The 25,313-nt window shown below is 68.1% G+C and carries 21 protein-coding genes and 1 pseudogene; 12 read left to right on the top strand and 10 right to left on the bottom strand.

Annotated elements, in window-relative coordinates; genetic code table 11:
* Window positions 1-49 precede the first annotated feature (49 nt).
* The 4 genes and pseudogenes from HV701_RS06650 (at window position 50) to HV701_RS06635 (ending at window position 6,092) form a co-directional block, all read left to right on the top strand.
* A pseudogene (locus tag HV701_RS06650) lies at window positions 50-3,437 on the top strand (response regulator).
* A gap of 28 nt (window positions 3,438-3,465) precedes the next feature.
* Entirely contained in the window at window positions 3,466-4,305 is an 840-nt protein-coding gene (locus HV701_RS06645) for a CheR family methyltransferase (protein ID WP_175132284.1), read from the top strand.
* Window positions 4,302-4,922 carry a chemotaxis protein CheB gene (locus HV701_RS06640; RefSeq protein ID WP_175132283.1) on the top strand — a complete coding sequence of 207 codons (621 nt, stop codon included), beginning with the start codon at window positions 4,302-4,304 and terminating at the stop codon, window positions 4,920-4,922. Before HV701_RS06645 ends, HV701_RS06640 begins: the two co-directional genes overlap by 4 nt.
* 18 nt (window positions 4,923-4,940) lie before the next feature.
* On the top strand, window positions 4,941-6,092 hold the full coding sequence (locus HV701_RS06635) for a hybrid sensor histidine kinase/response regulator (protein WP_175132282.1): 1,152 nt from the start codon (window positions 4,941-4,943) through the stop codon (window positions 6,090-6,092).
* Window positions 6,093-6,187: 95 nt separating this feature from the next.
* On the opposite strand, the gene HV701_RS06630 is transcribed toward HV701_RS06635, so the two are convergent.
* The 5 genes from HV701_RS06630 to HV701_RS06610 form a co-directional block, all read right to left on the bottom strand.
* Window positions 6,188-7,678, bottom strand: a complete 1,491-nt coding sequence (locus HV701_RS06630) for a class I adenylate-forming enzyme family protein (RefSeq protein ID WP_175132281.1) — start codon at window positions 7,676-7,678, stop codon at window positions 6,188-6,190.
* Between the two features lie 21 nt (window positions 7,679-7,699).
* Entirely contained in the window at window positions 7,700-8,434 is a 735-nt protein-coding gene (locus tag HV701_RS06625) for a CoA-transferase subunit beta (protein ID WP_175132280.1), read from the bottom strand.
* Window positions 8,427-9,260 (bottom strand): CoA transferase subunit A, encoded by an 834-nt coding sequence (locus HV701_RS06620; RefSeq protein ID WP_175132279.1) that lies wholly within the window; start codon window positions 9,258-9,260, stop codon window positions 8,427-8,429. The genes HV701_RS06625 and HV701_RS06620 overlap by 8 nt, the downstream gene beginning before the upstream one ends.
* 63 nt (window positions 9,261-9,323) lie before the next feature.
* Entirely contained in the window at window positions 9,324-10,040 is a 717-nt protein-coding gene (locus HV701_RS06615; RefSeq protein WP_175132278.1) for an enoyl-CoA hydratase/isomerase family protein, read from the bottom strand.
* A complete protein-coding gene (locus HV701_RS06610; protein ID WP_175132277.1) occupies window positions 10,037-11,203 on the bottom strand; it encodes a CaiB/BaiF CoA transferase family protein in 1,167 nt (388 codons plus the stop codon). The genes HV701_RS06615 and HV701_RS06610 overlap by 4 nt, the downstream gene beginning before the upstream one ends.
* A 196-nt stretch (window positions 11,204-11,399) precedes the next feature.
* Here HV701_RS06610 and HV701_RS06605 point away from each other — a divergent pair, with 196 nt between their 5' ends.
* Window positions 11,400-12,377: a Bug family tripartite tricarboxylate transporter substrate binding protein gene (locus tag HV701_RS06605; RefSeq protein WP_175132276.1), complete on the top strand. Its 978-nt coding sequence runs from the start codon at window positions 11,400-11,402 to the stop codon at window positions 12,375-12,377.
* A 65-nt stretch (window positions 12,378-12,442) separates the two neighbouring features.
* Window positions 12,443-13,984, top strand: a complete 1,542-nt coding sequence (locus HV701_RS06600) for an FAD/NAD(P)-binding protein (protein WP_175132275.1) — start codon at window positions 12,443-12,445, stop codon at window positions 13,982-13,984.
* 92 nt (window positions 13,985-14,076) lie between these two features.
* On the opposite strand, the gene HV701_RS06595 is transcribed toward HV701_RS06600, so the two are convergent.
* Window positions 14,077-14,946: an alpha/beta fold hydrolase gene (locus HV701_RS06595; RefSeq protein WP_272909290.1), complete on the bottom strand. Its 870-nt coding sequence runs from the start codon at window positions 14,944-14,946 to the stop codon at window positions 14,077-14,079.
* A gap of 120 nt (window positions 14,947-15,066) precedes the next feature.
* On the opposite strand from HV701_RS06595, the gene HV701_RS06590 reads away from it, so the two are divergent.
* A complete protein-coding gene (locus HV701_RS06590) occupies window positions 15,067-15,951 on the top strand; it encodes a LysR family transcriptional regulator (RefSeq protein ID WP_175132274.1) in 885 nt (294 codons plus the stop codon).
* On the opposite strand, the gene HV701_RS06585 is transcribed toward HV701_RS06590, so the two are convergent.
* The 4 genes from HV701_RS06585 to HV701_RS06570 form a co-directional block, all read right to left on the bottom strand.
* Window positions 15,948-17,348 carry an MmgE/PrpD family protein gene (locus HV701_RS06585; RefSeq protein WP_175132273.1) on the bottom strand — a complete coding sequence of 467 codons (1,401 nt, stop codon included), beginning with the start codon at window positions 17,346-17,348 and terminating at the stop codon, window positions 15,948-15,950. The genes HV701_RS06590 and HV701_RS06585 overlap by 4 nt on opposite strands.
* Before the next feature lie 12 nt (window positions 17,349-17,360).
* Window positions 17,361-18,353: a Bug family tripartite tricarboxylate transporter substrate binding protein gene (locus HV701_RS06580; RefSeq protein ID WP_175132272.1), complete on the bottom strand. Its 993-nt coding sequence runs from the start codon at window positions 18,351-18,353 to the stop codon at window positions 17,361-17,363.
* A gap of 162 nt (window positions 18,354-18,515) precedes the next feature.
* Window positions 18,516-19,850: an MmgE/PrpD family protein gene (locus HV701_RS06575; protein ID WP_175132271.1), complete on the bottom strand. Its 1,335-nt coding sequence runs from the start codon at window positions 19,848-19,850 to the stop codon at window positions 18,516-18,518.
* A gap of 142 nt (window positions 19,851-19,992) precedes the next feature.
* Window positions 19,993-20,871 carry a LysR substrate-binding domain-containing protein gene (locus HV701_RS06570; RefSeq protein ID WP_175132270.1) on the bottom strand — a complete coding sequence of 293 codons (879 nt, stop codon included), beginning with the start codon at window positions 20,869-20,871 and terminating at the stop codon, window positions 19,993-19,995.
* 170 nt (window positions 20,872-21,041) lie between these two features.
* Between HV701_RS06570 and HV701_RS06565 the strand changes: the two genes are divergently transcribed.
* From HV701_RS06565 to HV701_RS06545, 5 genes are read left to right on the top strand one after another with little or no spacing between them, the layout of a single operon-like run.
* The gene (locus HV701_RS06565; RefSeq protein WP_175132269.1) at window positions 21,042-21,611 is read left to right on the top strand and encodes a carboxymuconolactone decarboxylase family protein; all 570 of its coding nucleotides are present in this window, start codon (window positions 21,042-21,044) and stop codon (window positions 21,609-21,611) included.
* 34 nt (window positions 21,612-21,645) lie between these two features.
* Entirely contained in the window at window positions 21,646-22,446 is an 801-nt protein-coding gene (locus tag HV701_RS06560; RefSeq protein ID WP_175132268.1) for an SDR family NAD(P)-dependent oxidoreductase, read from the top strand.
* Window positions 22,447-22,501: 55 nt separating this feature from the next.
* Window positions 22,502-23,506 (top strand): Bug family tripartite tricarboxylate transporter substrate binding protein, encoded by a 1,005-nt coding sequence (locus tag HV701_RS06555; protein ID WP_175132267.1) that lies wholly within the window; start codon window positions 22,502-22,504, stop codon window positions 23,504-23,506.
* A gap of 13 nt (window positions 23,507-23,519) precedes the next feature.
* Entirely contained in the window at window positions 23,520-24,329 is an 810-nt protein-coding gene (locus tag HV701_RS06550; RefSeq protein WP_175132266.1) for an amidohydrolase family protein, read from the top strand.
* Between the two features lie 27 nt (window positions 24,330-24,356).
* Window positions 24,357-25,295, top strand: a complete 939-nt coding sequence (locus HV701_RS06545; protein ID WP_175132265.1) for an SMP-30/gluconolactonase/LRE family protein — start codon at window positions 24,357-24,359, stop codon at window positions 25,293-25,295.
* Window positions 25,296-25,313 lie beyond the last annotated feature (18 nt).

Raw genomic sequence — 25,313 nt, 5'->3', positions numbered from 1 at the left:
GGACCCCTGTATAGTCGTTGCTTCATTTTTTCCCCGCCGAACCGTTCCCATGCCGCACATGCCGCACTCCGCCAGCCGCCATGCCGTTCCGCGCACCCTGATGATCGGTTTCGTGATGGCCGCGCTGGCCACGCTGCTCATCGCCTTCGTCAACGTGCGCTCGGCCAATACCCGCGCCGAGGCGGTCAAGGCCATGGACAACACGACCGAGACACTGCGCCAGCTGAGCCTGTTCAACTCGGCGCTCAAGGACGCCGAAATCGGCCAGCGCGGCTATCTGCTGACGGGCGATCCGGCCTACCTGCAGCCCTACCTGCGCTCGGTGCCGCTGATCGAACAGCGCCTGGCGGTGGTCCAGCAAGCCGCCGCCGCGGATGCGGCGCAACGCCGCATCGTCAACGATATCGCCGGCATCACGCAGCAGAAACTGGCCGAGCTGCGGACCACCATCGAAATGCGCAAGGCCGGCGATGTCGAAGGCGCGCTGGCCGTAGTGCGGACCGACTCGGGCAAGGAAGCAATGGATCGGCTGCGCGACCTGGTCGCCGACCTGTACACGCGCCAAATGTCCCTGGTCACGGAACAACGCGAGGCCTGGGTCGCCGCCTCGGCCACCTCGGCCTACTACTCATGGGGCGGGTCGTTGCTGCTGCTGGTGCTGATCACGGCCTCGGCCGCCATGACCATCCGCGAATACCGCGCCAAGGCGCGCCAGGCCTGGATCACCGCCGGGCTTTCCGGATTGAGCCTGCGCCTGCGCGGCGATCACCGTCTGGACGAGATCGGCAAGCGCGCGCTCGAATACCTGGCGCAGTACCTCAACGCCAGCGTGGGGGCCGGCTACGTGGTCAACGGCGGCGACGACCTGACGCTGTTCGGCGGCTATGCCCTGCCCCCCCGAGCGCCTGGCGCAGAAGATATCCCCCGCCGAAGGGCTGGTCGGACAGGCGGCCCGTTCACGCCAACTGCTGCACCTGCGCGACGTGCCCGCCGGCCACTTCGAGGTGTCCTCGGCCACCGGCCGCTCCAATCCGGCCGAACTGGTGCTGGCGCCCGCCATGCAGAACGAGCGGGTGTATGCCGTGATCGAGCTGGGCTTCAATCATCCGGTGGGCCAGAGCGAACGCAGCCTGCTCGAAGGCGCCTCCGAGATGCTGGCCTCGGCCATCCGCGCCGGGCTGGACCGCACCCGGCTGGAAGCGCTGCTGGCGGAAACCCAACGCCAGTCCGAAGAACTCCAGACCCAGCAGGAAGAACTGCGCGTCAGCAACGAAGAACTGGAACAGCAAAGCCGCATCCTGCAGGAATCGCAGGCGCGCATGGAAACGCAGCAGACCGAGCTCAAGCAGGCCAACGTCAGCCTGGAATTGCAGACCGAGCAGTTGCTGCGGGTCCAGGGCGCGCTGACCGACAAGGCGCGCCTGTTGAGCCAGGCCAGCCAGTACAAGAGCGAATTCCTGGCCAATATGAGCCACGAACTGCGCACGCCGCTCAACTCGACCCTGATCCTGGCCAAGCTGCTGGCAGACAACAAGCCCGGCAACCTGAGCCCGGAACAGGTCAAGTATGCGCAGACCATCCATGCCGCCGGCAGCGACCTGCTGGCGCTGATCAACGACATTCTCGACCTGGCCAAGATCGAGGCCGGCCAGGCCACCGTGGAGGTCGAAGAGGTGGCGATCGCCCCGACGCTGCAACGGCTGCTCGACCCGTTGCGGCCGATCGCCCAGGAAAAGGGGCTGAAGCTGGACCTGGATATCGCCGCCGACTCGCCGGCGGCCCTGCACACGGACCCGCAGCGCCTCGGCCAGGTGATCAAGAACCTGCTGTCGAACGCCCTCAAATTCACCGAGCGCGGCAGTGTCACCCTCAAGGTGGCGCGCGCGCCGCGCGGCATGCTGTCATTCGCGGTGCAAGATACCGGCATCGGCGTGCCGGCCGAGCAGCAGGAATTGATCTTCGAGGCCTTCCGCCAGGCCGACGGCAGCACTCACCGCAAGCATGGCGGCACCGGCCTGGGCCTGTCGATCTCGCGCGACCTGGCCAAGCTGCTGGGCGGCACCCTGTCGCTGGTCAGCACGCCGGGGCAAGGCAGCGTCTTCACGCTGCTGCTGCCGCTGCGCCTGGAAGCCCAGCCGGCGCCGCATGACGGCGTGCCGCCGCGCGCGGCGATACCCCAGCCCCCCGCGATGGCGCCTTCCCCCACGCCCCTTGCCGCGGCCCCCGAGCCCGAACCGGAACAGGACGCCGGCCGCAGCATCCTCGTCATCGAAGACGACGAGCGCTTTGCCGCCATCCTGGGCGACCTGGCGCGCGAGATGGGCTTCGGCTGCCTGGCGGCGCACACCGCCACCGAAGGGCTGGCGCTGGCGGCGCGGCGCCGGCCCGACGCCATCGTGCTCGATATCAACCTGCCCGATTTCTCGGGCCTGGGCGTGCTGGACCAGCTCAAGCGCAATCCGCACACCCGCCACATTCCGGTCCATATCGTCTCGGTCGCCGACTACGCCCAGGAAGCGATGGGCCGCGGCGCGGTCGGCTACGCGCTCAAGCCGGTCAAGCGCGAGGAACTGGAGCGGGCCCTGCAGCGCCTGGAAGCCAAGTTCACCCAGAACGTGCGGCGCGTGCTGGTGGTCGAGGACGACGAACGCCAGCGCGACAGCGTGCGGGAACTGCTGGCGCGCGACGACGTGCAGATCGTCCCGGCCGCCACCGCCCATGCCGCGCTGGAATTGCTGCGCAACACCACCTTCGACTGCGTAGTCATGGACCTGAACCTGCCGGACATCAGCGGCCACGAGCTGCTGCGCGCCATGGCCGAGCAGGACAGCGTGTCGTTCCCGCCCGTCATCGTCTACACCGGGCGGGCGCTGTCGCGCGACGAGGAACAGCAGCTGCGCCGCTTCTCCAAGTCCATCATCATCAAGGACGCGCGTTCGCCCGAACGCCTGCTCGATGAAGTGACGCTGTTCCTGCACCAGGTCGAAGCCGACCTGCCGCCGCAGCAGCGCCAGATGCTGGAACTGGCCCGCAGCCGCGATTCCGCGCTCGAAGGCCGCACCGTGCTGGTGGTCGAGGACGACGTGCGCAATGTGTTCGCGCTCTCCAGCATTCTGGAGCCGACCGGCCTGCGGGTGGAGATCGCGCGCAACGGCCGCGAGGCGCTCGAAGCGCTGGACCGCGCCGGCGCCGAGGGCCAGCCGGCCATCGACCTGGTGCTGATGGACATCATGATGCCCGAGATGGACGGCTACACCGCCATGCGCGAGATCCGCGCACGGCCGCAATGGCGCCGCCTGCCCATCATCGCCCTGACCGCCAAGGCCATGAAGGACGACCAGGAGAAATGCCTGGCCGCGGGCGCCAACGACTACATCGCCAAGCCGCTGGATGTCGAACGCCTGTTGTCGCTGGTGCGCGTCTGGATGGGAAAATGACCGGCCGCCCCCTGCCCCGATGACGATCATGCCGCGACCGAACCAGACGCCTACCGAGGATATCGAGCAGCGCTTGCTGCTCGAGGCGATCTACCACCACTATCACTACGACTTTCGCGCCTACGCGCAGGCCTCGCTCAAGCGGCGCCTGCAAAGCGCCCTGGCGCATTTCGGCTGCAAGACCCTGTCCCTGCTGCAGGACCGCGTGCTGCACGAACCGCCGGTGTTCACCGAGTTGCTGCAGTTCCTGACGGTGCAGGTCAGCGACATGTTCCGCGATCCTGGCTACTTCCTGGCGCTGCGCAAAGAAGTGGTGCCGATCCTGCGCACCTACCCTTCGATCAAGGTATGGGTGGCCGGCTGCAGTACCGGCGAAGAAGTCTATTCGCTGGCCATCCTGCTGCGCGAGGAAGGCTTGCTGGAGCGCGCACTGATCTATGCCACCGACATCAATCCCCATGCGCTGCGCACGGCCGAGCAAGGCGTGTTCGACCTGGAGCGGGTGGCCGCGTTCACCCGCAACCACGCTCAGGCCGGCGGCCGTAGCTCCCTGTCCGACTACTACACCGCCCGCTACGGCCGCGTGGTGTTCGACAAGGCGCTGCGCGCGCACATGGTCTTCTCTGACCACAGCCTGGCCACGGACAGCGTGTTCGCCGAAGTGCACCTGGTGTCGTGCCGCAACGTGCTCATCTACTTCGAGCGCGAGTTGCAGAACCGGGCGCTGCGCCTGTTCCACGATGCCCTGGTCCATCGCGGCTTCCTGGGCCTGGGGTCGCGGGAATCGGTACGCTTTTCGGCCCAGGCCGACGGCTTCGACGACTTCGTGCTCGAAGACCGCATCTACCGCAAAAAGGCCGGGCTGTGAGCCGCCGCCCGTCAGCGCCCCGCGACGACAAGGCGTCCACGCCCGGCTGGGACGCGATCGTCATCGGCGGCTCGTCCGGCGCCATCGAAGTCCTGAATCTGCTGCTACCGGCCCTGCCCGCCGGCCTGCGCGCGGCGGTGATCGTATTGCTGCACCTGCCGCGCGACCGCCGCAGCCTGCTGGTCGAGATCTTCCGCGACCGCTGCGCGCTGCCCTTGCGCGAGGCCGAGGACCAGCAGCCGATACTGCCCGGACATCTCTACTTCGCGCCGCCGGACTACCATCTGCTGGTCGACCGCGGCCCGCGCCTGGCGCTGTCGATCGGGCCGCCGGTGCATTTCTCGCGACCATCGATCGACGTGCTGTTCCAATCCGCCGCCGACTGCTACGGCGCCAGGCTGCTGGGCATATTGCTGTCCGGCGCCAACGAAGATGGCGCCCAGGGGCTGGCGGCGATCCACGCCGCCGGCGGCCAGGCCGTGGTGCAGGCGCCGGACTCGGCCGCCATGCGCGCCATGCCCGACGCCGCGCTGGCGCTGTTGGATACGCCCTGCGTGCGCTCTCCCGCGGCCATCGCCGCCCTGCTGGCGCGCCTGCCCGCGCGGCCGCTGTCCTGATTCCACTTCCCCGACACCATGATATCGACACCTGCCCCCACGCCGGACACCCCTGTCAAATGCCTGCTGGTCGACGACGTTCCCGAGAATCTGATCGCGCTGGAAGCGTTGCTGGCCAGCGACCGCGTCCAGGTACTGAAGGCCCAGTCCGGCCCGCAGGCGCTGGAACTGCTGTTGAACCATCCCGACGTGGCGCTGGCGCTGCTCGATGTGCAGATGCCCGACATGAATGGCTTCGAGCTGGCCGAACTGATCCGCGGCAGCGCGCGCACCCGCCATATCCCGCTGATCTTCATCACCGCCGGCTCGCATGAACAGAGCTGGCAATTCCGCGGCTACGAAAGCGGCGCGGTGGACTTCCTGTACAAGCCGGTCGACCCCTACATGCTGCGCAGCAAGGCAAATGTCTTCTTCGAACTGCATGAACGCCGGCGCGCGCTGGCGCGCGAACTGGAAGCGCGCACCGAGGCCCTGCGGGTCAATGACATGTTCATGGCGGTGCTCGGCCACGATCTGCGCACGCCGCTGCAGGCGGTCATCATGGGCGCTGCGCTGCTGCGGCGCCAGAGCGACGACGCGCGCGTCGTCAGCCTGGCGCAGCGCATCCTGCAAAGCGGCGAGCGCATGAACCTCCTGATTTCGGACCTGCTCGACGTGACGCGCATCCGCCAGGCCGGCGGCCTGGCGCTGGCGCCCGCAAGCACCCACATGGAAACCCTGGTCGAGCGCACGCTGGACGAAATCCGCACCGGCTTCGCCGGCCGCCCGATCGAAGCCGCCTATCGCGGCGACACCAACGGAGTCTGGGACGGCGAGCGCATCGCGCAGGTGCTGGCCAACCTGCTGGGCAACGCCTTGCACCACGGCAGCCCCGACGTCCCGGTGCAGGTCGAGGTCGACGGCACGGCGGCCGGCCAAGTCGCCATCACCGTCAGCAACGGCGGCAACATTCCGCCAGATGTGCTGCCGCGCTTGTTCGACCCCTTCCGCAGCGGCGCCCGGCGCGCCGGCGGCCATCGCGGCCTGGGGCTGGGACTGTTCATCGCGCAACAGGTGGTGCAGGCCCATGGCGGCCGCATCAGTGCCGAATCGCGCGACGCCGTCACGCGTTTCCGCGTGGAGCTGCCGCGCGCAACCGTGGTGGCGCCAACGCCCGCGGCCAGCCCCTGACGCCCGCGCGCCGGCGCGGCGGCGCGGCGGCCGCGGACTTCAATGCCATGGATACCGTGGCGCCGGCCGCCGGCAGCCGCGCCACGCCTGGTCGCCTATCGCTCGGCCGCGCGGGTCCGCACCCACTCCGCCAGCGCCTTGCGATCCACCTTGCCCACCGCATTCTCGGGCAGGGCATCGCGGCAGTAGACCGCTTGCGGCACATAGATCCGGCCCAGCCGCTCCTGCACCAGGGCCCGCATGTCCGCCTCGGCCGGCATGGCCGCCGAACCATCGGCCATCACCACCGCCACCGGCACTTCGCCCAGATCCGCATCGCCCTGCGCCACCACACAGCAGGCGGCAATGCCCGGCAGCGTGACCAGTACGTCTTCGATCAGCCTGGGCGAGATGTTCTCGCCGCCACGGATGATCACTTCCTTGATGCGGCCGGTGATGCTGAGATAGCCGTCGGCGTCGAAACGGCCCAGGTCGCCGGTGTGCAGCCAGCCGTCGCGCACCGGGTCATCGCCATCGTGGCCAAGATAGCCGAGCATCAGCGCATCGCCGCCGATGCAGATCTCCCCTTCCCCCCCGGCGGCCACCGGCTTGCCGGAGGCGTCCAGCAAGGCCACCTGCTGCCCCGCCAGCACGGTGCCGACCGTGCCGATGCGGCGCGCGCCCGGCGGATTCATGGTCGAGGTGCAGGTGGCCTCGGACAGCCCATACGACACCACCAGTTCGCAGCCCGTGAACGCCTCGATTTCACGATGCAGCGTGGTCGTAATCGGCGCCGACCCGCAGCGCAATAGCCGCAACCGCGAAAATGCATCCGGCGCGAAGGTCTGGCGCAGCATGCGCGCATACATGGTGGGCACGCCGGTCAACACCGTCGGCCGGAAGCGCGACAGCACCTGCGGCAGGGCCTCGGCGCGAAAGCGCTCGGCCAAGGCGATGGCGGCGCCACAGGCCAGCGGCGCGAACACCTGGTTGTTGATGGCGTTGGTATGGTGCAGCGGCATCAGGTGCAGCAGCACATCCTCCGGACCAAGCCCGGTGTGCGCCAGAATGCCTGCCGTATTGCGCGCGATACCGCGATGCGATAGCAGCACGCCTTTTGGCCTGCCGGTGCTGCCCGACGTGAACAGCAGCAACGCCGCATCGGCGGGCGCCGGGTGCGGCGCCCAGTACGGCTGCGCATCCGCCAACGCCTCCCAGGCCAGGATGCGCGCCGCCGGCAGCCCGCAAGCCGTCGCGCCTGAGGCATTGTCATCATCGTGCACGATCCAGCCCAGGCCAACCGCCTGGACCCGCCGCGCAGTTTCCTCGGCGGCGATCCGCGGCTCCAGCGGACACGGGCAGGCGCCCGCGGCGATGCATCCGAGCAGCGCGATCACTTGCGCCGGCCCGCGTTCCAGCGCCAGCGCCACGAAATCCCCGGCCTGCACGCCGGCGCGCCGCAGGCCGCCCGCGACGCCGCGCACGGCCGCGTCCAGTTGCCGGTAGGTCCATTCGCGCTGTGCCGTGATCAGTGCGGGCCGGTCGCGCAGTCCGGGCGCGCGCCACTGCGCCTGCCAGGTCTGCGGCAGCGTCGGAATTTCATTCATTGCCAGTCTCCCTGCCGCGCGTCAGCGCAGCCGCACGTTGGCATCGCGTTCGAATATGCCTTCGGGGTCGAGCGCCGCCAGGGCGGCCCGCTCTGCCGCGGTGGGCAGCGGCGTCGGCGCCGCGCCGGTGGCGTCGAACGCGAATCCCGTGCGCTCACGCACCTCGGCCAGGCTCGATTCCGGATGCCACGACTGCAGGGCCAGGCGGCCATCGCGCTTGATGAAGACGGCGATGGGCGTGACCACGCCGTGAAAGCCTCCCCAGGAGGTGCGGAAATCGAGCGTCTGCACGAAGGTCCGCGGCGAATGCTCGGTGCGCCAGGTGCAGGCGCGCCGCGCGGTCGGCAACATCACCGCGCCACCGCCGCCGCCCGGAAGACGCACCTTGGGTTGATGCCAGTCGCCAATGCACGAGTTGTTGGCGCAGCCCTCGCCGTCGATCTGCGCGGCGCCGAGGAAGGTCAGATCCATCCGGCCGCGGGTGCACAGATCATAGAAATCTTCGTTGGAGAAAATCGAGGCGGTATGGGCGGCCAGTTGCGGATCCGAACTGGAAATCGGGATGGATTCGGGGCGCGGATCGACGCCGCCCGCCACGTTGATGTAGATGAAATCGAAATCGTAGGCCTGCTTGGCCAGCAGGCAGGCCAGCATCGGCGGCGTCGAGTTCACGCCGCTGAAGGTGATCTCATTGGGCTGGATGAAACGGGCCAGCCCCAGCACCACGTGCGCGAAGGGCGAAAAGGTGTCAGGCATGCGAAGTCTCCTTGAGCTCGGGCGCCTCGGCCATATGCGCCTGCAGCGTGCGTTCCGTATCCATATAGCGCTCGACGGCGGGGTAGTCGATGTCGTAATACGGCGTGCAGGACCCTGGCCACGCGCTGCCCGGCAATACCGTGAACGCCTCGACCATGAAGTAGGGCAGCAGCGTGGCTTCGGGCTGCGCTTCGAACACTTCCGTCTCGACCAGCTTCTCGGCCACCACCAGCACCGAGCCCGCGGCACGCGACATGATGCGGTCCCAATGCGCCGTGCCATGGACGCGGGCGTTACCCAGGCGGTCGATCTCCGACACCTGCAGCACCGCGAAATCGGGCTTCACCGCGGGAATCAGATAGGTGCTGGCCCCGCTGCCATAGGGATCGTCGAGCAGCTTCCATTGATTCAGCGCGGGCAGATCGCTGCCATGCAGGCCGCCGCAGGGCATGAACGGCACCCCGAAGGCGGCGGCGCGCAGGCCCGCCGTGAGGCTGGCGCACGCGTGCTCTTCCAGTTCGAGCCGCCCCTGTTCGATGGCCTTGCGGTACCAGGGGGCCAGGCCGAAATTGCCTTCCATCGCCACGATGCCGGCCCGCGCCCGCGTGGCCACGCCGGCCCGGCACAGGATATCGATGTCGTAACCCGGCGATTGCTTGATGATTTCGAGGCCGCGGCGCTCTTGCCGGATCAGCTCGCGCACCAGCGCGAAAGGCCCGCGATGCAGAAAGCTGCCGCCCAGCGCCACCGATGCCCCGTCTGGAATCATCGCGCCCAGCGCGGCCAGGGAGATCCGCTTATCGGATTGGTTGAAACCTGATGTCATGTGTCTCGCTCCAGTTGACCGCGCTGCTCGCTGGCAACGTCGGTGCCCAATACAGGCCTGCGCCTAGGGATTCAGATAAGCACGTATGCGGTCCTTCAGCCCGGGCGCGGCGGCCGATCGCACCAGGTCGGCCAGGTCGGCGTCGCGCTCGCCGCCGCCAATCGCGGCGTGCAGCCGCGCGCGCGTGACCGCGTCGAGCTCGCGCGCGCTCGCCAACGCGGCGGCCGCCACCGGCTCCCACTCCAATGGCTGCGCCAGGTGGGTGGCAAAGCCCATCTCGCGCGCGGCTTGCGCCGAGAACGTGCGGGTATGCAGGAGCACGTCGTGCGCCGTCTGCGCGCCCACCAGCGCGGCGAAGCGCCGCGTGCCCAGCACCAGGCCGAACTTCAGGCCCGGCATGCGAAAGCTCGCGTCCGGCGCCGCCACCCGCAGCCGGCACGCGCCGAACAGGTCGACGCCGGCGCCGAAATTCTTGCCATGGGCCAGCGCCAGCGTGAGCGCGGGCGACGCCGCCACTTTCTGCAGCAGCTGTTCGAGCCGCACGAAGCGCAGCAACAGGTCGCCCTCGCTCTGTTCGGCAAAACCGCCGAAATCGAAGCCAGCGCTGAAATTCCTGCCTTGCCCCTGGAACACAATGGCATCGCTCTCGCAGGCATGGGCGTCATCCACCGCGGCGATCAGGGCCTCGACCAGCTCGCCGGACAGGGCATTCATCTTGTCCGGGCGCTGCAATGTAATGCGGCTGCACCCCTCTTCATGACGCACATCGACCAAGCTCATGCCGGCTCCTTGCGCGCGCCGCGCAGCGCGCCCAGGATCTCGTCGCTGTGTTCGCCCAGCCCTGGCGGCCGCATCCGTATCGGCGTCGCGGCGCCGCCGATACGCACCGGCGCACCGAACGTGCGGGTGCGCACGCCATTGGGCAGTTCCAGCGGCCGCACCCATTCCATATGCTCGACCTGCGGATCGGCAAGCACTTCCGAGTAGCTGTTGATGGGCGCGCACGGCACGCCGCGGCCCCGGAACTGCTGCAGCCAGTGGTCGCCATCGCGGGTCTCGAAAATGGCTTCGAGGAATTCACGCAGTTCGGCCTGGTTGCGCGCGCGCAGCGTCGTCGTGGCATAACGCGGGTCTTCCACCAGCTCGGGATGGCCCACGATCTCGCAGACCGCGCGCCACAGCGCGTTGTTGCCCGCCGCCATGCCGAAGTAGCCGTCGCGGCAACGGAACGCCTGGTAGGGCGCATTGCGCGGATGCGCGGAACCGAGCTTCTGCGGGTCCTTGCCACTGCCGAAATACTCAGAGGTCTGCAAAGCGGCGATGCCCAGCGTGACCCCCAGCATGGCGACATCCAGATGCGTGCCGACGCCGCTCTGCTCGGCCACGCGCAACGCCGCGGTGATCGACGTGGCGGCATACAGCCCCGCGGTGAAATCGGCCAGCGGCACGCCGCATTTGACCGGCGCGCCGCCGGGCTCGCCGGTCACGCTCATGATGCCGCTCATGGCCTGGATGGTGAGGTCGAAGCCGCCTTCCTGCGCGCGCGGACCGGTCTGGCCGTACGCCGAGATCGAGCAGTAGATCAGCCGCGGGTTGCGCGCCGACAGCGCCGGGTAGCCCAGCCCCAGCCGCTCCATCACGCCGGGACGGTTGTTCTCCAGCAGTACATCGGCCTCGTCGATGAGGCGCCGCGCGAGCTCGGCATCGGCCGGGTCCTTCAGGTTGAGCGTGACCGAACGCTTGTTGCGGTTGAGCGAAGCGAAATTCTCGCTGTAGCCCTCGCTGATCGGCGGCCAGGCCCGCAGCGTGTCGCCGCCCTCGGGATGTTCGATCTTGATGACGTCCGCGCCCATATCGGCCAACAGCATGCCGCAGTAGGGACCGGCGGCCACGTTGCACACCTCGATAACGCGCACGCCGGCCAACGCTTGCTTGTGATCCATGTCGTCTCGCTTTTGATCCTGATTCTTGTAAATCGAATCCCAAGAAAACCCGGAGATATCGATCATTGCTTGACCAGAATATCACTGCGTGAGATTCTTGTTAAGCCTAATTTGGGATTCACTTCCTATATGTTAGGACACAAAGCAGAACAAGCCGCGCGGTCAGCGGCGAAAAAAACATCGGAGACAAGCCATCATGCGCAAGTACCTATTGTTGTTTCTCGCCGCTGCCATCAGCGGCTCCGTCCTGGCCGCGGCGCACGCCGCCGACTGGCCCGACCGCCCGATCCGGATGATCGTGCCCTACCCGCCTGGCGGCGCCACCGACGTGGCCGCGCGCCTTTATGCACAGCAGATGGGCGACTACCTCAAGCAAACCGTGGTCGTGGAAAACAAGGCCGGCGCGGGCGGCGAGGTCGGCGCCGAAGCCGTGGCGCGCGCCACGCCCGATGGCTACACCGTGCTCATGGGCGCCCTGGGCAGCCTGGCCATCAACGCCTCGCTGCTGGACAAGCAGAACTACAGTTTCGTCAAGGACTTCAAGGGCGTATCCGTCGCCATCACGATGCCGATGGCGCTGGCGGTCAATGACGCCGTGCCCGCCAAGACGGTGCAGGAACTGATCGCGCTGGCCAAGTCGCGTCCTGGCAAGCTCACCATGGGCTCGGCCGGCAACGGCAGTTCCCAGCACATGGCGGGGGAATTGTTCAAGCAGATCACCGGCACCGACATCCTGCACGTGCCGTATCGCGGCAGCGGCCCGGCCGTCACCGACCTGCTTGGCGGGCAGATCGACATGGTGATAGATACCCTGCCCGCCCTGCTGCCGCAGCTGGCCAGCGGCAAGATCCGCATCCTGGGTGTCACGACCGATACGCGCGCCCCCGCCCTGCCCGAGGTCAAGACGCTGGCCGAACAGGGCGTGCCGGGCTATGCGGTGGCCACCACCTACGCGCTGCTCGCGCCGACCGGCACGCCCGCCCAAGCCATCGAGAAGATGTCCATGGCCATGCAGCAAGCCGGCGCATCGCCGCAACTGCGCGAGGGCGCGGCCAAACTGGGCGCCAAGGCCACGCCCACCACGCCTGCGGCAACCGACAAGGTGATCGCCGGCGAAATTGACAAATGGGGCGCGGTGGTACGCCGCTCCGTGACCCGCACCGCCAAGCAATGACCGCTGGCCGCGGGCGCGCCGACGCGCCCGCGCCCCACCGCCGATAACGTTCCCAGGAGTCCTGCATGTACGTATCCCGCGCGTGCGTCGCCATCGTGGGCGGCGGCTCTGTCGCCGTGTCTTTCCTGTATCAACTGATCGATGCCCTGCCGGATGGCGCGCCGCTGTCGGTCGCGCTTTTCGAGCCCGCCGCCGACGTAGGGCCCGGCACGGCCTATCAAGCCGACGCGGCCAGCAACCTGCTCAATATCCCGGTCAGCCGCATGTCGGCAGTGTGCCGCGATCCCGACAGCTTCCTGGCCTGGCTGCGTCAGCGCGAACCCGCGTTCCTCGCCGGCATGGGCGTGCGGCGCATCGATCCGGGCGACTTCGTGCCCCGCCCGGTCTTCGGCCTGTACCTGCGCGATCTCTATGAAGCCGCGCTGGCCCGGGCAGCCGCGCGCGGCATCCCGGTGACGCGCCATGCCGAACGGGTCGTCGGCGTCTGGCCGCAGGCTGGCGGCGGCGCGGCGGTGCTGGGCGAGCGCGGCACGCACCTGCGGGCCGATCGCGTGGTGCTGTGCAACGGCAACCTGCCCTCGGTCGCGTTCCCGCGCCTCGCGGCCTTGCCCGGCTATTTCAACAGCCCTTATCCGGTGGCCGGCATGACCGGCAAGATCGGCCAGGACGATGCGGTCTGCATCATCGGCACCAGCCTGAGCGCCATCGACGCCATCGCGGCACTGCAGGCGTCCGGCCATCGCGGCCCCATCCATTGCGTCTCGCGCAACGGCCGGCTGCCCGCGGTGCGCAGCCCCCACAACAAGAGCCTGCGGCTGCCCATGTTGCCGGAGCCCGAGGCCGACGGCCGCGTCACGCTCGATGGCCTGCTCGACAGCCTGCGCCGCGCGTTGCGCGAGGCAGGCGGCATCGAGGAACCGAACGACATCCTGGGCGTGCCGGGCCCCGCCGCGCAAGCGCTGGACGCGGAAATCGCGCGCTCCCAGGCCGGCCCGCGTCCCTGGCAGGCAGTGGCCGCGGCCACCAACGATCGCATCGAGCACATCTGGCACGCGCTCGACGACGCGCAGCGCAACCGCTTCCATCGCGACTGGCGGACCCTATGGATGGCGCGCCGCGCCACCTTTCCGATGCGCAATGCGCTCACGCTGCAGACCTTGCTGCATGAGGGCCGCCTGCACGTGCATGGCGGATTCCGCGACGTCCGCTTCGAGGCCGCGCGCAACGGCTTCGTCATCCAGGCAGCCCCCGGCGAGCTGCGTGCGCCCTGGGTCATCAATGCCACCAGCTTTTCGCTCGACGTGGCCAGCACGGCGGATGCGCTGGTCAGGCAACTGTGCGAGGACGGCATCGCCCGCGCGCATGGGTTGGGCGGGTTCGACCTGGACTTCGACACCGGCTGCCTGCTGGACACGCACGGCCGGCGTGTCGATGCCGTGTCGGTGCTCGGCAGCCTGGCCGCGGGCACGTACTTCTGGACCACATCCATGGAAGTCAATGCGCGCCTGGCCGCCGGCCAGGCGCGGCAACTGGCCGAGCGGTTCGGCGCCACGGCGCATTCCCTCGATGGGGCCAGGGTGCCGGACGTTGACGCCCATCGAACCTGAACCCGGGGCGCACGGGCCGCCACGCAAACGCGCTGCGCGCCGCGACCCGCCCCCGGCTCTGGCGCCGGCGGTCCCGCGGACCTCGCGGGTGCCTAGCGGAACCGCGCCAGGTAGTCGAGCAAGGCCGCCACCACGGCCTGGGGCTGCTCCGGCAATAACGCGTGCGCGGCATTGCGGATGGTGACGTTGGTGACGCGCTCGCCCAGCGCATCGCTGAGCACCCGCGCGAACCGCTGCGGGGCAATGACGTCGTGTTCCGCCTGCAGATTCAGAATTGGCGCGCGCCCGCCGGCGAAGAAGTCGTCCACCGGCGTCCGCTTCTGTGCCTGGGTCTGCAGAGTCAACAGCCTGGTATTCCAGCCGTCCAGCCAGGCGCGGGCATCGTTTCCCGGCGCGAAGAAGACCTGCTGCAAGCTTTGCAGCCGCACCGCATCGGAAAGCGATGTGTCACCGCAACGCTCGATAACGGCCCGGATTTCATCGCTGATCGGCACGCCCGAATGATCCGCCGGCACCTTCCCCGCCGACCCGGCCAGCAGCAACAAGGCGCGCACCAGATCAGGGCGGTCCGACGCGAGCGTCCGGGCGATCCAGTTGCCATGCGCATGGCCGACGATGAAAGCCGGCCCCGCATTCTGGCTTTCCACCACGGCGGCGATGTCCGCCGCCCAGTCATGCAGCGTTTTCCCCTCCAACGGCCCCACGCTCGCGCCATTGCCGCGAGGCTCCGGCCGCAGCACGCGAAACCCGGCCGCGGCCAGCGGCGTTGCGATCGCTTCCAGATCCACCGCTCCCCGCCCCAAGGACGGCAGCATCACCAGCAGGTCGCCGCGCCCTTGGGCGTAGACCTCCAGGCGGATTCCGCCCGGGCGCTCGACAAAGAATCTGGAAACCTCAACCGACGCGAAATTTCCCAACGGCTCGCGCGATTCCATGCGAGACTGTTGATCCAATCGTTCCAATTTTTTCTCCTGGCAGCATTGACACATTGCCCCGATGACGGAGCCGCTCCCGCACTGTATGAACTCTCCGCCAATTCATCCAATATGGAATTCGGCTAACAGTTATCGGCACAAGAACTAATGGACATACGCCAACTGCGCTACTTCGTCACCGTGGCGGAAGAATTGAATTTCAGCCGCGCCGCAACACGCCTGCACATGTCGCAGCCGCCCTTGTCGCAACAGATCAAGGCGCTCGAAGACGAGATGGGCGTGGCGCTTTTCCTGCGGACGCGGCGCGAGGTCAAGCTCACCGACGCCGGCCATGTGTTCCTGCGTGAAAGCCGCGCGGTCCTGGCGCACCTGCAAGCGGCGGTGGACACCACGCTGCGCACGGCCAAGGGCGACGTGGGAGAACTGCGCCTGGGCATGGCCACCTCGGCGGTCTTCCACGTCATGCCCGCCATCCTGGAACGGCTGCGGCGGCAGTTCCCGCAGGTGAACGTCGCGGTCACCGACATGGGTTCGCGCGACCAGATCCGCGCCGTGCATCAGGGCAAGATCGACATCGGCATCATCCACGAGCAGCCGCATATCGAAGAATTGGCTTCGCGCCCGATTTTCAGCGAGGCCTTCAGTCTGGCGATTCCGTCCGCCCACCCGCTGGCCGCCCGTCCCAGCATCCCCTTGCCTGAACTGCGCGAACAGCCGTTCGTGGCATTTTCACGCGAACATGCGCCGGCCTTGTTCGACAGCTTCATCGCCGCCTGCGCGCAGGCCGGGTTCAGTCCCAACATCGCGCACACGGCCCGCCATGCCCTGACGATCTTCCAGATGGTCGGCCTCGGACTGGGCATGGCGGTGGTGCCCAGTTCGTTCGCACGCGGCGCCACCAACGGTGTCACCTATCGCGAACTGGACCAGGTCACGCAGCGCGTGCGCATCTGCGCCATCTGGGCCCCCAAGACGCCCTCGGACCTGGTTGCCAACGTGGTGCGGGAAATCCTCGAACCGCCGATCGCCTAGGCGCCGGGGCTGCCGGCCTCGCCTGGCGCGACGGATTCACCGACACACCCGTCCGCCAGCAGTTCACGCAAGGGCGTCGCATCCAGTTCCTCGAATGACCGCCGCAGGCGCATCGCGCCGGCCGCGCCGACGATCGGCTCGAGCAGCAGCTCGGCCTTGCGCGCAATGGCCTGGCCCCGGGCCGGGTTCGCCGCCGATCCCGACGGGTTCAACACGGCATGGCGCAGCCAGGCGCCGTCGCCTTCCTGCACCTCCGCCCAGCCGCAGAAGTTCCGCGGATACAACGCATCGAGCGCCTCGTCATGCACCAATTCGAGCCGCCCGGCCAGATCGACCACATCGGCCGCGCGCATGCGCGCGTCATCGAATTGCCCGGGCAGCACCGCGCCGTCCAGCAACGCCGCTGCCACACTGTAGCGCCCGCTCATTTGCGCATTCAGCGCCGTGCCCGGCCGATACTCGTAGCCGCACTGCACGAGCACCACCTTCGGCATGCCGACCCGAACGCCGCGCCCAGGCGCCCACCGCGACCGCAGGGCAAGCGCGGCGTCCACATGCGCATGCACGCTGCCGCAACAGGCATAGGGCTTGAAGTTCGTTTCCGCGCCGTGCCAGTGTTTCCCCAGGCCATCGATCAGCGCCGCGGGGTCCGGGTCTTGCGAAAACGCCCGCAGCCAGCCGCCGTCGCGCGCCTCGAACAACTGTGTCGGACCGCTCAGTCCCAGGCTGGCCAACTCGGCCGCCATGACGCCGGCCTGCGCCGCGCGCCCGGGATGGAAGCGCTTGGAGCTGGCGCCATCGGCCGTGAAGGCGAACAACCCGCCCGATTGGGTGCCGGCCAGCCCCAACGCCCAAGCCGTGCGCTGCACATCCAGGCCCAGCAGCACCGAGGCCGCCGCAGCGGCGCCCAACGGGCCGCACACCGCGGTCAGGTGCCACCCCTGCAAGCGCGCCAACCCGGGCCTGAGCGCCAGCGAACTGCGGATAACGACTTCGTAGCCGGCGGCGAGTGCCGCCTCGATGCGTTCGGGCGCGGCATTCAATGACTCGGCCAGCGCAAATACCGCCGGCACCACCACGGCGCCCAGATGCACTTTGGCGTTATGGAAATCATCCAGCTCGAACGCATGCGCGGCCGCGCCGTTCACCAGGGCCGCGTCCGCCGCGCGCAGGCGGCCGCAAGGCTCGCCCCAGATGCGCGACGGCGCCTGCGGGATCGAACCCGGCGCCAAAGCCCAGGCGCGCACGGCACGAGTCCAGGGCTGGCTGCGGCCAGCCAACGCGCACGCGAACGTATCCAGGGCCAGCAGGCGCAAGGTCGCGCGCACGTCGGCGGGAACGTCGTCGCGGCGCAGACCACTGATCCATTGCGCCAGCGTCATCGTGATCGGTTCCATTCGCCGCGCTCCTCAGAAAGCCACGCGGATGTTCGCATCCGCGACGATGCCCCTGACCTTCTCGATATCCTTGCGGATCATCTCGGCAAAGCCGGCGGGCGTGGACGGCACCGACACGAAAGAGAGCTCGCGCAGGCGCTGTTGCAGCGCGGCGCTCTGCTTGGCGGTTTCGACCGCGTCGGCCAGCCGCTGAACCACGTCCGGCGGCATGCCGGCCGGTCCCCACACGCCATACCACGACAGCAGTTCGAACCCGGGCAGACCGCTTTCCGCCACGGTCGGCACGTCCGGCAATTGCGGCAGGCGCTGGGCGCTCGTCACGGCAATCGGACGCAGCTTGCCGGACTTGACGTGGGGATAGACGCCCGGCATGGGCGACACGGCAGCCGACACGTGACCGCCCATCACGTCCGTCAGTTGCGGGGCGGCGCCTTTATAGGAAATGATGTCCATATCCAGCTTCAGGCCATGCCTGATACGCTCTTCGGCCAAGTGGCCGGAGGTGCCATAGCCCGAGGTCGCCCACGTGTACTTGGCTTTCCCGGCCTTGACCAGCGCGGTGAACTCGCGCAGGTTCCTGACGGGAATGGCAGGATCGGTCACGACCAGCAAAGGCACATGCCCCACCTGCGCGATCGGCGTGAAATCCTTTTCCGCGTCATAAGTGGCGCGTCCCATGACCAGCGGCATCTCCACCTGGCTGGACGCATTGAAAAGCAGCGTGTAGCCGTCTGGCGCCGAACGCGCCACGTATTCCGATCCAATGAACCCCGACGCCCCCGCGCGGTTCTCCACGATGATGCTCTGGCCCAACCCGGTCTGCAATTGTTCGGCCACCAGGCGCGCCATCGTATCGATGGAACCGCCCGGCGTGTAGGGCACGACCATGGTGATCGCTTTCTTCTTGGGATAGGGTGCGTCGGCCCACGCATTGGGGCCAAGCATGGCCAGCGCGGCCACGGACAGGCTCGCGCCGAGCATGGCGCGTCGTTGATGGAATGTCATGGTGTCTCCAGCCACAGGTCGAGTTCATTCGGCGGGCTCACGCACCTGCGTCACTGAGCAGGCGCGGCGCGCGCGGGACGTCTGTCGCGTCCGTACAGGCACTCTAGCTGCGTGGCGTCGAGACGGTCCAATACCGTTTTCGACCGACAGTTATATGCCGGACTACGTCATTGCCCGCAGGTCCGGGCGCTGCTCGACGCGCCACAGATCGTCCAGCCGCGCGCGCGCCGCCGGCACTCCCAGATGCGGCGCGACGAGCTCCATGAATTTATCGTTCAGTTCCGCATCGCTCAGGGGAGCCTCGGGGTCGCCCTTGCGGTCGCGCTGAAAGTGGACATGCCTTTCGCCCGCGACCGATTCGATCTCCACGCGCGCGGACCGGCTGGCGGGAAAGGCGGCATCGATATCCGGGTCCGTGGACACATCCATCAGCGCGATCAGCGCGCGGATCTCCGGATCGTTGACGCGCTCGTCGCGGTACGCGTCCAGGCGCACGCTGCCGTACCGCAAGGCGTGCGCCACCACGTAGCGCAAGCTGAAGCGCGCTTCGCCCGCCGAGGCGGGCATGCCGTAGCAGGCGATATCCAGCGCCGGACGATACGTGTGGACATGGATACGCCGGATGGCCCGCCAATCGAATCCGGCGCGTTCTCGCAACGCCAGCGCCGCATCGATCGCCGCGAAGGTGTGGCCGCATCCCACGTGGTTCTTGAAGGTCAGGCGGGTGATATGGAAATCCTTCCCCAGGGTATCGCCGATGTCGTCCCAGGCGGGCGCGTTGCTCATGGCCCGGCCCAGGCCATCCTCCCCGTCCAGCATATCCATCGCCCCGGTCAGGCCGCGGCGCGCGGCTTTGGCGGCCAGCACGCCCGCCTCCGCCGCGCGTCCCGCATGCAAGGGCTTGGACATCGAATCGCTGCGGAATGCCTGCTGCAGGCCGGCTGCGAAGGTGGCGGCCGTGCCCAGCGCATGCGCGAACTGCGCCCGGTCCAGCCCGTATGCCGAACCCGCCGCCGCGGCGGCCCCGAACGTGCCGACGGTACCCGTGCTGTGCCAGTAGCGATAGTGCGCCCGCCCCAGCACGACACCGATGCGCGTGGACACTTCGTAGCCGGTCACGATGGCCCTGAGCAGCCGCGCGCCGCTCATCTCCTGCTCCTGGCAGGCGGCAAGCGCCGCGGCGATCGTTGCCGCGCCGGGGTGGTACATGGCGTCACGATAGCTGTCGTCCAGCTCCGCCGCGTGCGCGGCCGCGCCATTGATCAGCGCCGCCGCGCGCGCGGTGGCCGATCCGCCGCCGACGAGGCCGGCGGCATCCGCGGCCGGCTCGTCCAGCAGCACCGCACGCAGGATCCCGACGGCCCGGTCCGCGGCCCCAGGATAGGCGGCCGCATACCAGTCGATCAGCGCCCGCTTGGCGTGCCGGACGACTTCGTCGGAAAGGGGACGTTGCTGGAATTGCTGCGCAAAAGCGCTCAGGGTTTCGATGGCATGCATGGCGCGGCTTCGTGAAAATTGTCGATATCCAGGGACTGCCCGCCTGTCAGGCCGGCGCGTCCGAGTCTAGGAGGCCGCGCCCCGCCGGGCAATCCTGGCGTTCCATCCAATGGAAATGCGCTGCGCGGCGCATCCGCCGCGCCTAGCACTTATCGCCCAGCAGGCTCAACACATGCGGCAGCAGGGGCAGGGTGTTGGCGGGATTCCATACGGCGGAATACTCCGCCTCCACCACCATTGCGTCGATATCCTTGAACACGACACCCGGCACCCCCGCGCGCGCGAACGACCGGGGCACCAGCGACACGCCGCGCCCCATCGCCACCAGGCTCACCACCGACACCAGGTGCTTGGCGTAGTGCATGATGCGCGGGCTGAATCCCGCCTGCATGCAGGCCGCGATCGTCAGGTCGTGAAAACTCGGCCCGCTGTGGCGCGGGATGGCCACGAAGGCGTCCTCGGCCAAGTCCTGCAGCCGCACCCGCCGCCGGCGGGCAAGCCGATGCCCCTGCTCCAGCGCGATGACCAGGTCGACGCGCCCCACCGGAATCGACCGCATCTCGCCCACGCCTTGCGACACCTGGGCAAATCCAATGTCGATGCGATCCTGCGCCAGCGCCTGCAGTTGCTCGGACGAACCCATTTCCTCCCAGACACTTTCCAGACCGGGCAGGTCGCGCTCCAGCCCGAGGATGACTTCGCGTATGTCCATGAACAGCACCGCGGCGACAAAGCCGATGCGCAGGCGCCCCGCATCGCCGCGTTCGGCGCGCTGCACGGCGCGAATCGACAGTTCCGTCTGCGCCAGCAGCCTGCGCGCCTCCTGGACCATCGCGGCGCCGGCCACCGTCAGCCTCACGCTTCTTTTGTTGCGGTCGAACAGCGTGACGCCAAGGCGCTCCTCCAACTGCTGGATGGCCTTGGTCAGCGGCGGCTGGGAGATGAAAAGACGTGCCGCCGCGCGCCCGAAGTGCAGCTCTTCGGCCAACGCGAGAAACATGCGCATCGATTTCTGATCCATGGGGAAAGCTCGAACAGGGAGGGGGTAGCGGACGATACCAAGAAGCGTAATTCCGTAATCGAATTACTGACATCCGAAAAACGTATTGGACGGCTATTACCGAGAATAAGCAGAATCGCCCCACCGAACAAGCAAGCCAGGCACCAAGCCCGCGTAACACAGGAATCACGATGGCCCGAATCCACCCGCCGCAGGTCCAGGAGATGACCGCGGAACAACAACGCATCCATGCGGTCATCGCCTCCGGCCCGCGCGGCCGCGTGCGCGGACCCCTCGCCGTCTGGCTGCATCGCCCCGCCATGGCCGAGCCCGCCCAGGCGCTGGGGCAGTTCTGCCGCTACGACAGCTCGCTGCCGCCGCGCCTGTCCGAACTGGGCATCCTGGTCCTGGCGCGCTGGTGGGGCTCGGAGTTCGAGTGGTGGGCGCACAAGGCCATTGCCTTGCAGGCGGGCGTGGCGCCGGCAGTCATCGACGCCCTGCGCGATGGCCGGGACATTGCCTTCGAACACGCGGACGAAGCCTTGGTCCACGAGTTCCTGACCGTACTGCACCGGACACGCCGCGTTCCCGACGCGCTGTACCGCCGCGCCGAGGCCATGTTCGGGCGCAATGGCGTCATCGATCTGGTGGCCCTGGCCGGGTACTACACCCTGATATCCATGACCCTGAACGTGTTCGAGATCGAGCCGCCCGAGGGCGAACCGCGCGAGCTGGCGGCCGCCGATAGCGGCGGCGATTGACGGGTCCCGATCACATCACTCAAGAGAGAAGCACATGCAAAAACGACTGGAAGGAAAAGTCGCGATCGTCACCGGCGCCGGCTGCGTCGGCCCGGGTTGGGGCAATGGCCGCGCCGTGGCGGTGCGCTTTGCCCAGGAAGGCGCCAAGGTCTTCGCCGTGGACAAGAGCGCGCAGGCCATGGACGAAACGCTTGCGCGCGCCCGGGCCGCGGGCGGCGACATCACCGCCTGGACCGGCGACGCAACGCTCGGCGCGGACGTCGAGGCCATGGTGCAGGCGTGTGTCGAGCGCTACGGGCGCGTCGATATCCTGGTCAACAACGTAGGCGGATCGCGCCGCGGCGGCCCGGTGGATCTGTCCGAGGCCGATTGGGACGCGCAGATGGACTTCAACCTGAAGAGTGTCTTCCTGGCCTGCAAGCATGTGATTCCCGTCATGCAGCGCCATGGCGGCGGCGCGATCGTGAATACGGCGTCCACCTCGGGCATCCGCTGGACGGGCGCGGCCCAGGTCGGCTATGCATCCGCCAAGGCCGGCATCATTCAGCTATCGCGCGTGGTCGCCGTGGAATATGCCAAACACAACATCCGCGTGAACACCGTGGTGCCCGGGCAGATGCATACCCCCATGGTCGAAGCCCGGTTGGCCGGCCAGCGCGCGGGCGGCGACGTAGACGCCTTGCTGGCCCAGCGCCAGGCCCGCATTCCGCTGGGCTTCATGGGCGACGGCACCGATACCGCGAATGCCGCGCTCTTTCTCGCCTCGGACGAGGCCCGCTTTGTGACCGGCACCGAAATCATTGTCGACGGCGGCATGAGCGTGCGCTGCGACTGACCCCCCGTTCTTTCCCAGAAAAGAGAGACGCGCCCAGCGTCTCCAAGGAGACACCATGCATCAATTCCCGCCGCTTTCCGGTAAACCGCGCCGGCGCCTTCTGGGCGCCCTGACCGCAGCAACGTTCCTGGCCCTGACCGGCGCCCCCGTGTCGGCGGCCACGTTCCCGGAAAAGCCGATCCGGCTGATCGTCGCGTTTTCGCCCGGCGGCCCCACCGATGTGCTGGCGCGCCTGGTGGCCAAACGCCTTGGCGACGACCTGGGCCAGCAGGTCGTGGTCGAAAACAAGCCGGGCGCCGGCGGCAACATCGCCGCCGAGATGGTCGCCAACGCGCCGGCCGATGGCTACACCCTGCTCTACAACAGCTCATCCATCGCCATTTCGCCCGCCCTCTTCGGCAATGAAAAACTGAACCCGGGCAAGATCTTCACGCCGGTCGCCTCGGTCGCCAACGTGCCGCTGGTGCTCATCGTCAATCCCGAAGTTCCCGCCGATACCGCCGCGGGCTTCGTCAAGCTGCTCAAGGAAAAGCCCGGGATGCTCAATATGGGCTCATCCGGCAACGGCACGATCGACCACCTGACCAGTGTGCTGTTTGCCCGGCAGACGGCCACCGAGTTCGCCCACGTGCCCTACAAGGGCAACGCGGCGGCGCTGCCCGACCTGCTGTCAGGCAGGATCCAATTCATGATGTCGGGCAGCCTCAACGCCTTCCTGCCCTATGTCAGGGAGGGCAAACTCAAAGCCCTGGCGGTCACGACCGCGCAGCGCGTCTCGGCCCTGCCAAACGTACCGACCCTGGCCGAGACGGTGGCCCCGGGCTTCGATTCCGGCACCTGGCAAGGCATTGTCGGCCCCGCCGGCATGGCGCCCGAGGTGACCGCCCGGCTCAACCAGGCCGTCAACGACGCGCTCAAGGATGCCAGCCTGAAGGCCAGCCTCGATGCCCAGGGCGCGGAACCCACCCCCGGCACGCCCGCGCAATACGGCGCGCTGATCAAGTCGGAGTACCGCCGCTGGAGCGCAACCATCAAAGAAACCGGCGCCACCTCCAACTGAAGCGAAACCCGCCATGCACATGGACCCTGTCGTCTGGGACTGCCATACCCACATCTTTGGCCCCTGGGAGGATTATCCGCTCGCGGACGATGCCACCTACACGCCTGCGCAAGCCCCATTCCCGGCGCTCGCCGCCCTGCACGCCGCGGCCGGCATCACGCGCGGCGTAATCGTGCAGGCCACGCCCTACGGCGCGGATCATCGCGCCCTGCTGGCGGCCTTGCGCGCCAGCGGCGGCGCGTACCGGGGCATCGCGCTGATCGACGCGCAAACCCCGCCGGAGACGCTCGCGCACATGCATCAGGCGGGGGTGCGCGGCATCCGCCTGGGCATGATGAAGCATCTGGCGGGCAAGCCGGACATCGGCAGGATGGGCGCATTGCTGGAACGCATCCGGCCATACGGCTGGCACGCGCTGGTGCATGCCGAGATGCCGGACGTGCTGAATAGCGTCCCGGCATTGCTGCGGCACGGCGTGCCCCTGGTGATCGACCACATGGCCAGAGCGCCGCTATCGGACGCGGCCGCCCTGGCGCCGCTACTGGCACTGGCGGACTGTCCGGACGTCTGGATAAAGCTCTCGGGCGCCGACCGCGTCACCGGCGGCGCCAGTCATTACCAGGCCGCCCTGCCCCTGATGACGCGCCTGATGCAGGCATTCCCCGGCCGCGCCATCTGGGGCAGCGACTGGCCGCACGTCAACATCCGCTATCCCCAGCCCAGCGTGCCGCGCCTGCTGGCGTTGCTGCGCCAGGCCTGCGACGCCGACCCGGCAACGCTCACCGCGATCCTGCATGACAACCCCGGCCGCCTCTACGGCTGATTCCAACTCTCTTTCCGCGGAGGCCCCATGTGGCAACCCTCGCAACGCTATCCCGACCCCGCCATCCGCGTATTGGCGCCGGCCTTCGAAAAGTACCACCTGCTATCGGCGGCGGTCGAACGCCTGGCCAGCGGCAGCCGCTGGGCCGAAGGGCCCGTGTGGTTCGGCGACGGCCGTTACCTGCTGTGGAGCGACATTCCCAACGACCGCATTCTGCGCTGGGATGAAATCACCGGCGCCGTCCACGCCTTCCGCTCGCCCTCCAACCATGCCAACGGCAACACCCGCGACCGCCAGGGCCGGCTGATCACCTGCGAACATCGCACGCGGCGAGTCACCCGGACGGAGCACGACGGACGCATCACCGTCCTGGCCGCCAGCCACGCCGGCCGGCCCCTGAATTCGCCCAACGACGTCGTGGTGAAGTCGGACGGTTCAATCTGGTTCACCGATCCGCCGTTCGGCATTGTCGGCCACTACCAGGGCGAGCCCGCGCGCCAGGAACTGCCGGCCAATATCTATCGGATCGATGGCGTGTCGGGACAACTGAGCGTCGTGGCCGAAGGCGTCAACGGCCCCAACGGCCTGGCCTTCTCGCCCGACGAAAAGCTGCTGTATGTCGTGGAATCACGCGCCCGACCGCGCAACTTTCTGGTTTTCCGGGTACAGGACGATGGCGCATCGCTGTCGCATGCCGAAGTGCTGATGAACGCGGGACCGGGCACGCCGGACGGCTTTCGCGTGGACGTCGACGGCAACCTGTGGTGCGGCTGGGGCATGGGTACCGAAGAACTCGACGGCGTTCGCATCTTCACGCCGGACGGCGACGCCATCGGCCATATCGCGCTGCCGGAGCGCTGCGCCAACCTGTGCTTCGGCGGAACGCACCGCAACCGGCTGTTCATGGCTTCCTGCACCTCCATCTATTCGCTCTACGTCAACACGCAAGGCGCGCCTGGCGGTTGACCGCGCCGCGCAAGGAGA

The organism is Achromobacter pulmonis, from assembly GCF_902859765.1.
GTDB classification, from domain to species: Bacteria; Pseudomonadota; Gammaproteobacteria; order Burkholderiales; family Burkholderiaceae_B; genus Achromobacter; species Achromobacter pulmonis.
The sequence above is the reverse complement of the archived record's forward strand: the minus strand, read 5'-3'. Positions and strand labels throughout refer to the sequence as shown.

What these genes read in the sequence shown, in the direction of transcription:
- HV701_RS06600 (WP_175132275.1), top strand. Translation starts at nt 12,443, where the DNA reads ATGTACGTATCCCGCGCGTGCGTCGCCATCGTGGGCGGCGGCTCTGTC.
- HV701_RS06620 (WP_175132279.1), bottom strand. Translation starts at nt 9,260, where the DNA reads ATGACATCAGGTTTCAACCAATCCGATAAGCGGATCTCCCTGGCCGCG.
- HV701_RS06605 (WP_175132276.1), top strand. Translation starts at nt 11,400, where the DNA reads ATGCGCAAGTACCTATTGTTGTTTCTCGCCGCTGCCATCAGCGGCTCC.
- HV701_RS06575 (WP_175132271.1), bottom strand. Translation starts at nt 19,850, where the DNA reads ATGCATGCCATCGAAACCCTGAGCGCTTTTGCGCAGCAATTCCAGCAA.
- HV701_RS06590 (WP_175132274.1), top strand. Translation starts at nt 15,067, where the DNA reads ATGGACATACGCCAACTGCGCTACTTCGTCACCGTGGCGGAAGAATTG.
- HV701_RS06570 (WP_175132270.1), bottom strand. Translation starts at nt 20,871, where the DNA reads ATGGATCAGAAATCGATGCGCATGTTTCTCGCGTTGGCCGAAGAGCTG.
- HV701_RS06580 (WP_175132272.1), bottom strand. Translation starts at nt 18,353, where the DNA reads ATGACATTCCATCAACGACGCGCCATGCTCGGCGCGAGCCTGTCCGTG.
- HV701_RS06560 (WP_175132268.1), top strand. Translation starts at nt 21,646, where the DNA reads ATGCAAAAACGACTGGAAGGAAAAGTCGCGATCGTCACCGGCGCCGGC.
- HV701_RS06645 (WP_175132284.1), top strand. Translation starts at nt 3,466, where the DNA reads ATGCCGCGACCGAACCAGACGCCTACCGAGGATATCGAGCAGCGCTTG.
- HV701_RS06615 (WP_175132278.1), bottom strand. Translation starts at nt 10,040, where the DNA reads ATGAGCTTGGTCGATGTGCGTCATGAAGAGGGGTGCAGCCGCATTACA.
- HV701_RS06610 (WP_175132277.1), bottom strand. Translation starts at nt 11,203, where the DNA reads ATGGATCACAAGCAAGCGTTGGCCGGCGTGCGCGTTATCGAGGTGTGC.
- HV701_RS06630 (WP_175132281.1), bottom strand. Translation starts at nt 7,678, where the DNA reads ATGAATGAAATTCCGACGCTGCCGCAGACCTGGCAGGCGCAGTGGCGC.
- HV701_RS06565 (WP_175132269.1), top strand. Translation starts at nt 21,042, where the DNA reads ATGGCCCGAATCCACCCGCCGCAGGTCCAGGAGATGACCGCGGAACAA.
- HV701_RS06585 (WP_175132273.1), bottom strand. Translation starts at nt 17,348, where the DNA reads ATGGAACCGATCACGATGACGCTGGCGCAATGGATCAGTGGTCTGCGC.
- HV701_RS06555 (WP_175132267.1), top strand. Translation starts at nt 22,502, where the DNA reads ATGCATCAATTCCCGCCGCTTTCCGGTAAACCGCGCCGGCGCCTTCTG.
- HV701_RS06550 (WP_175132266.1), top strand. Translation starts at nt 23,520, where the DNA reads ATGCACATGGACCCTGTCGTCTGGGACTGCCATACCCACATCTTTGGC.
- HV701_RS06545 (WP_175132265.1), top strand. Translation starts at nt 24,357, where the DNA reads ATGTGGCAACCCTCGCAACGCTATCCCGACCCCGCCATCCGCGTATTG.
- HV701_RS06635 (WP_175132282.1), top strand. Translation starts at nt 4,941, where the DNA reads ATGATATCGACACCTGCCCCCACGCCGGACACCCCTGTCAAATGCCTG.
- HV701_RS06625 (WP_175132280.1), bottom strand. Translation starts at nt 8,434, where the DNA reads ATGCCTGACACCTTTTCGCCCTTCGCGCACGTGGTGCTGGGGCTGGCC.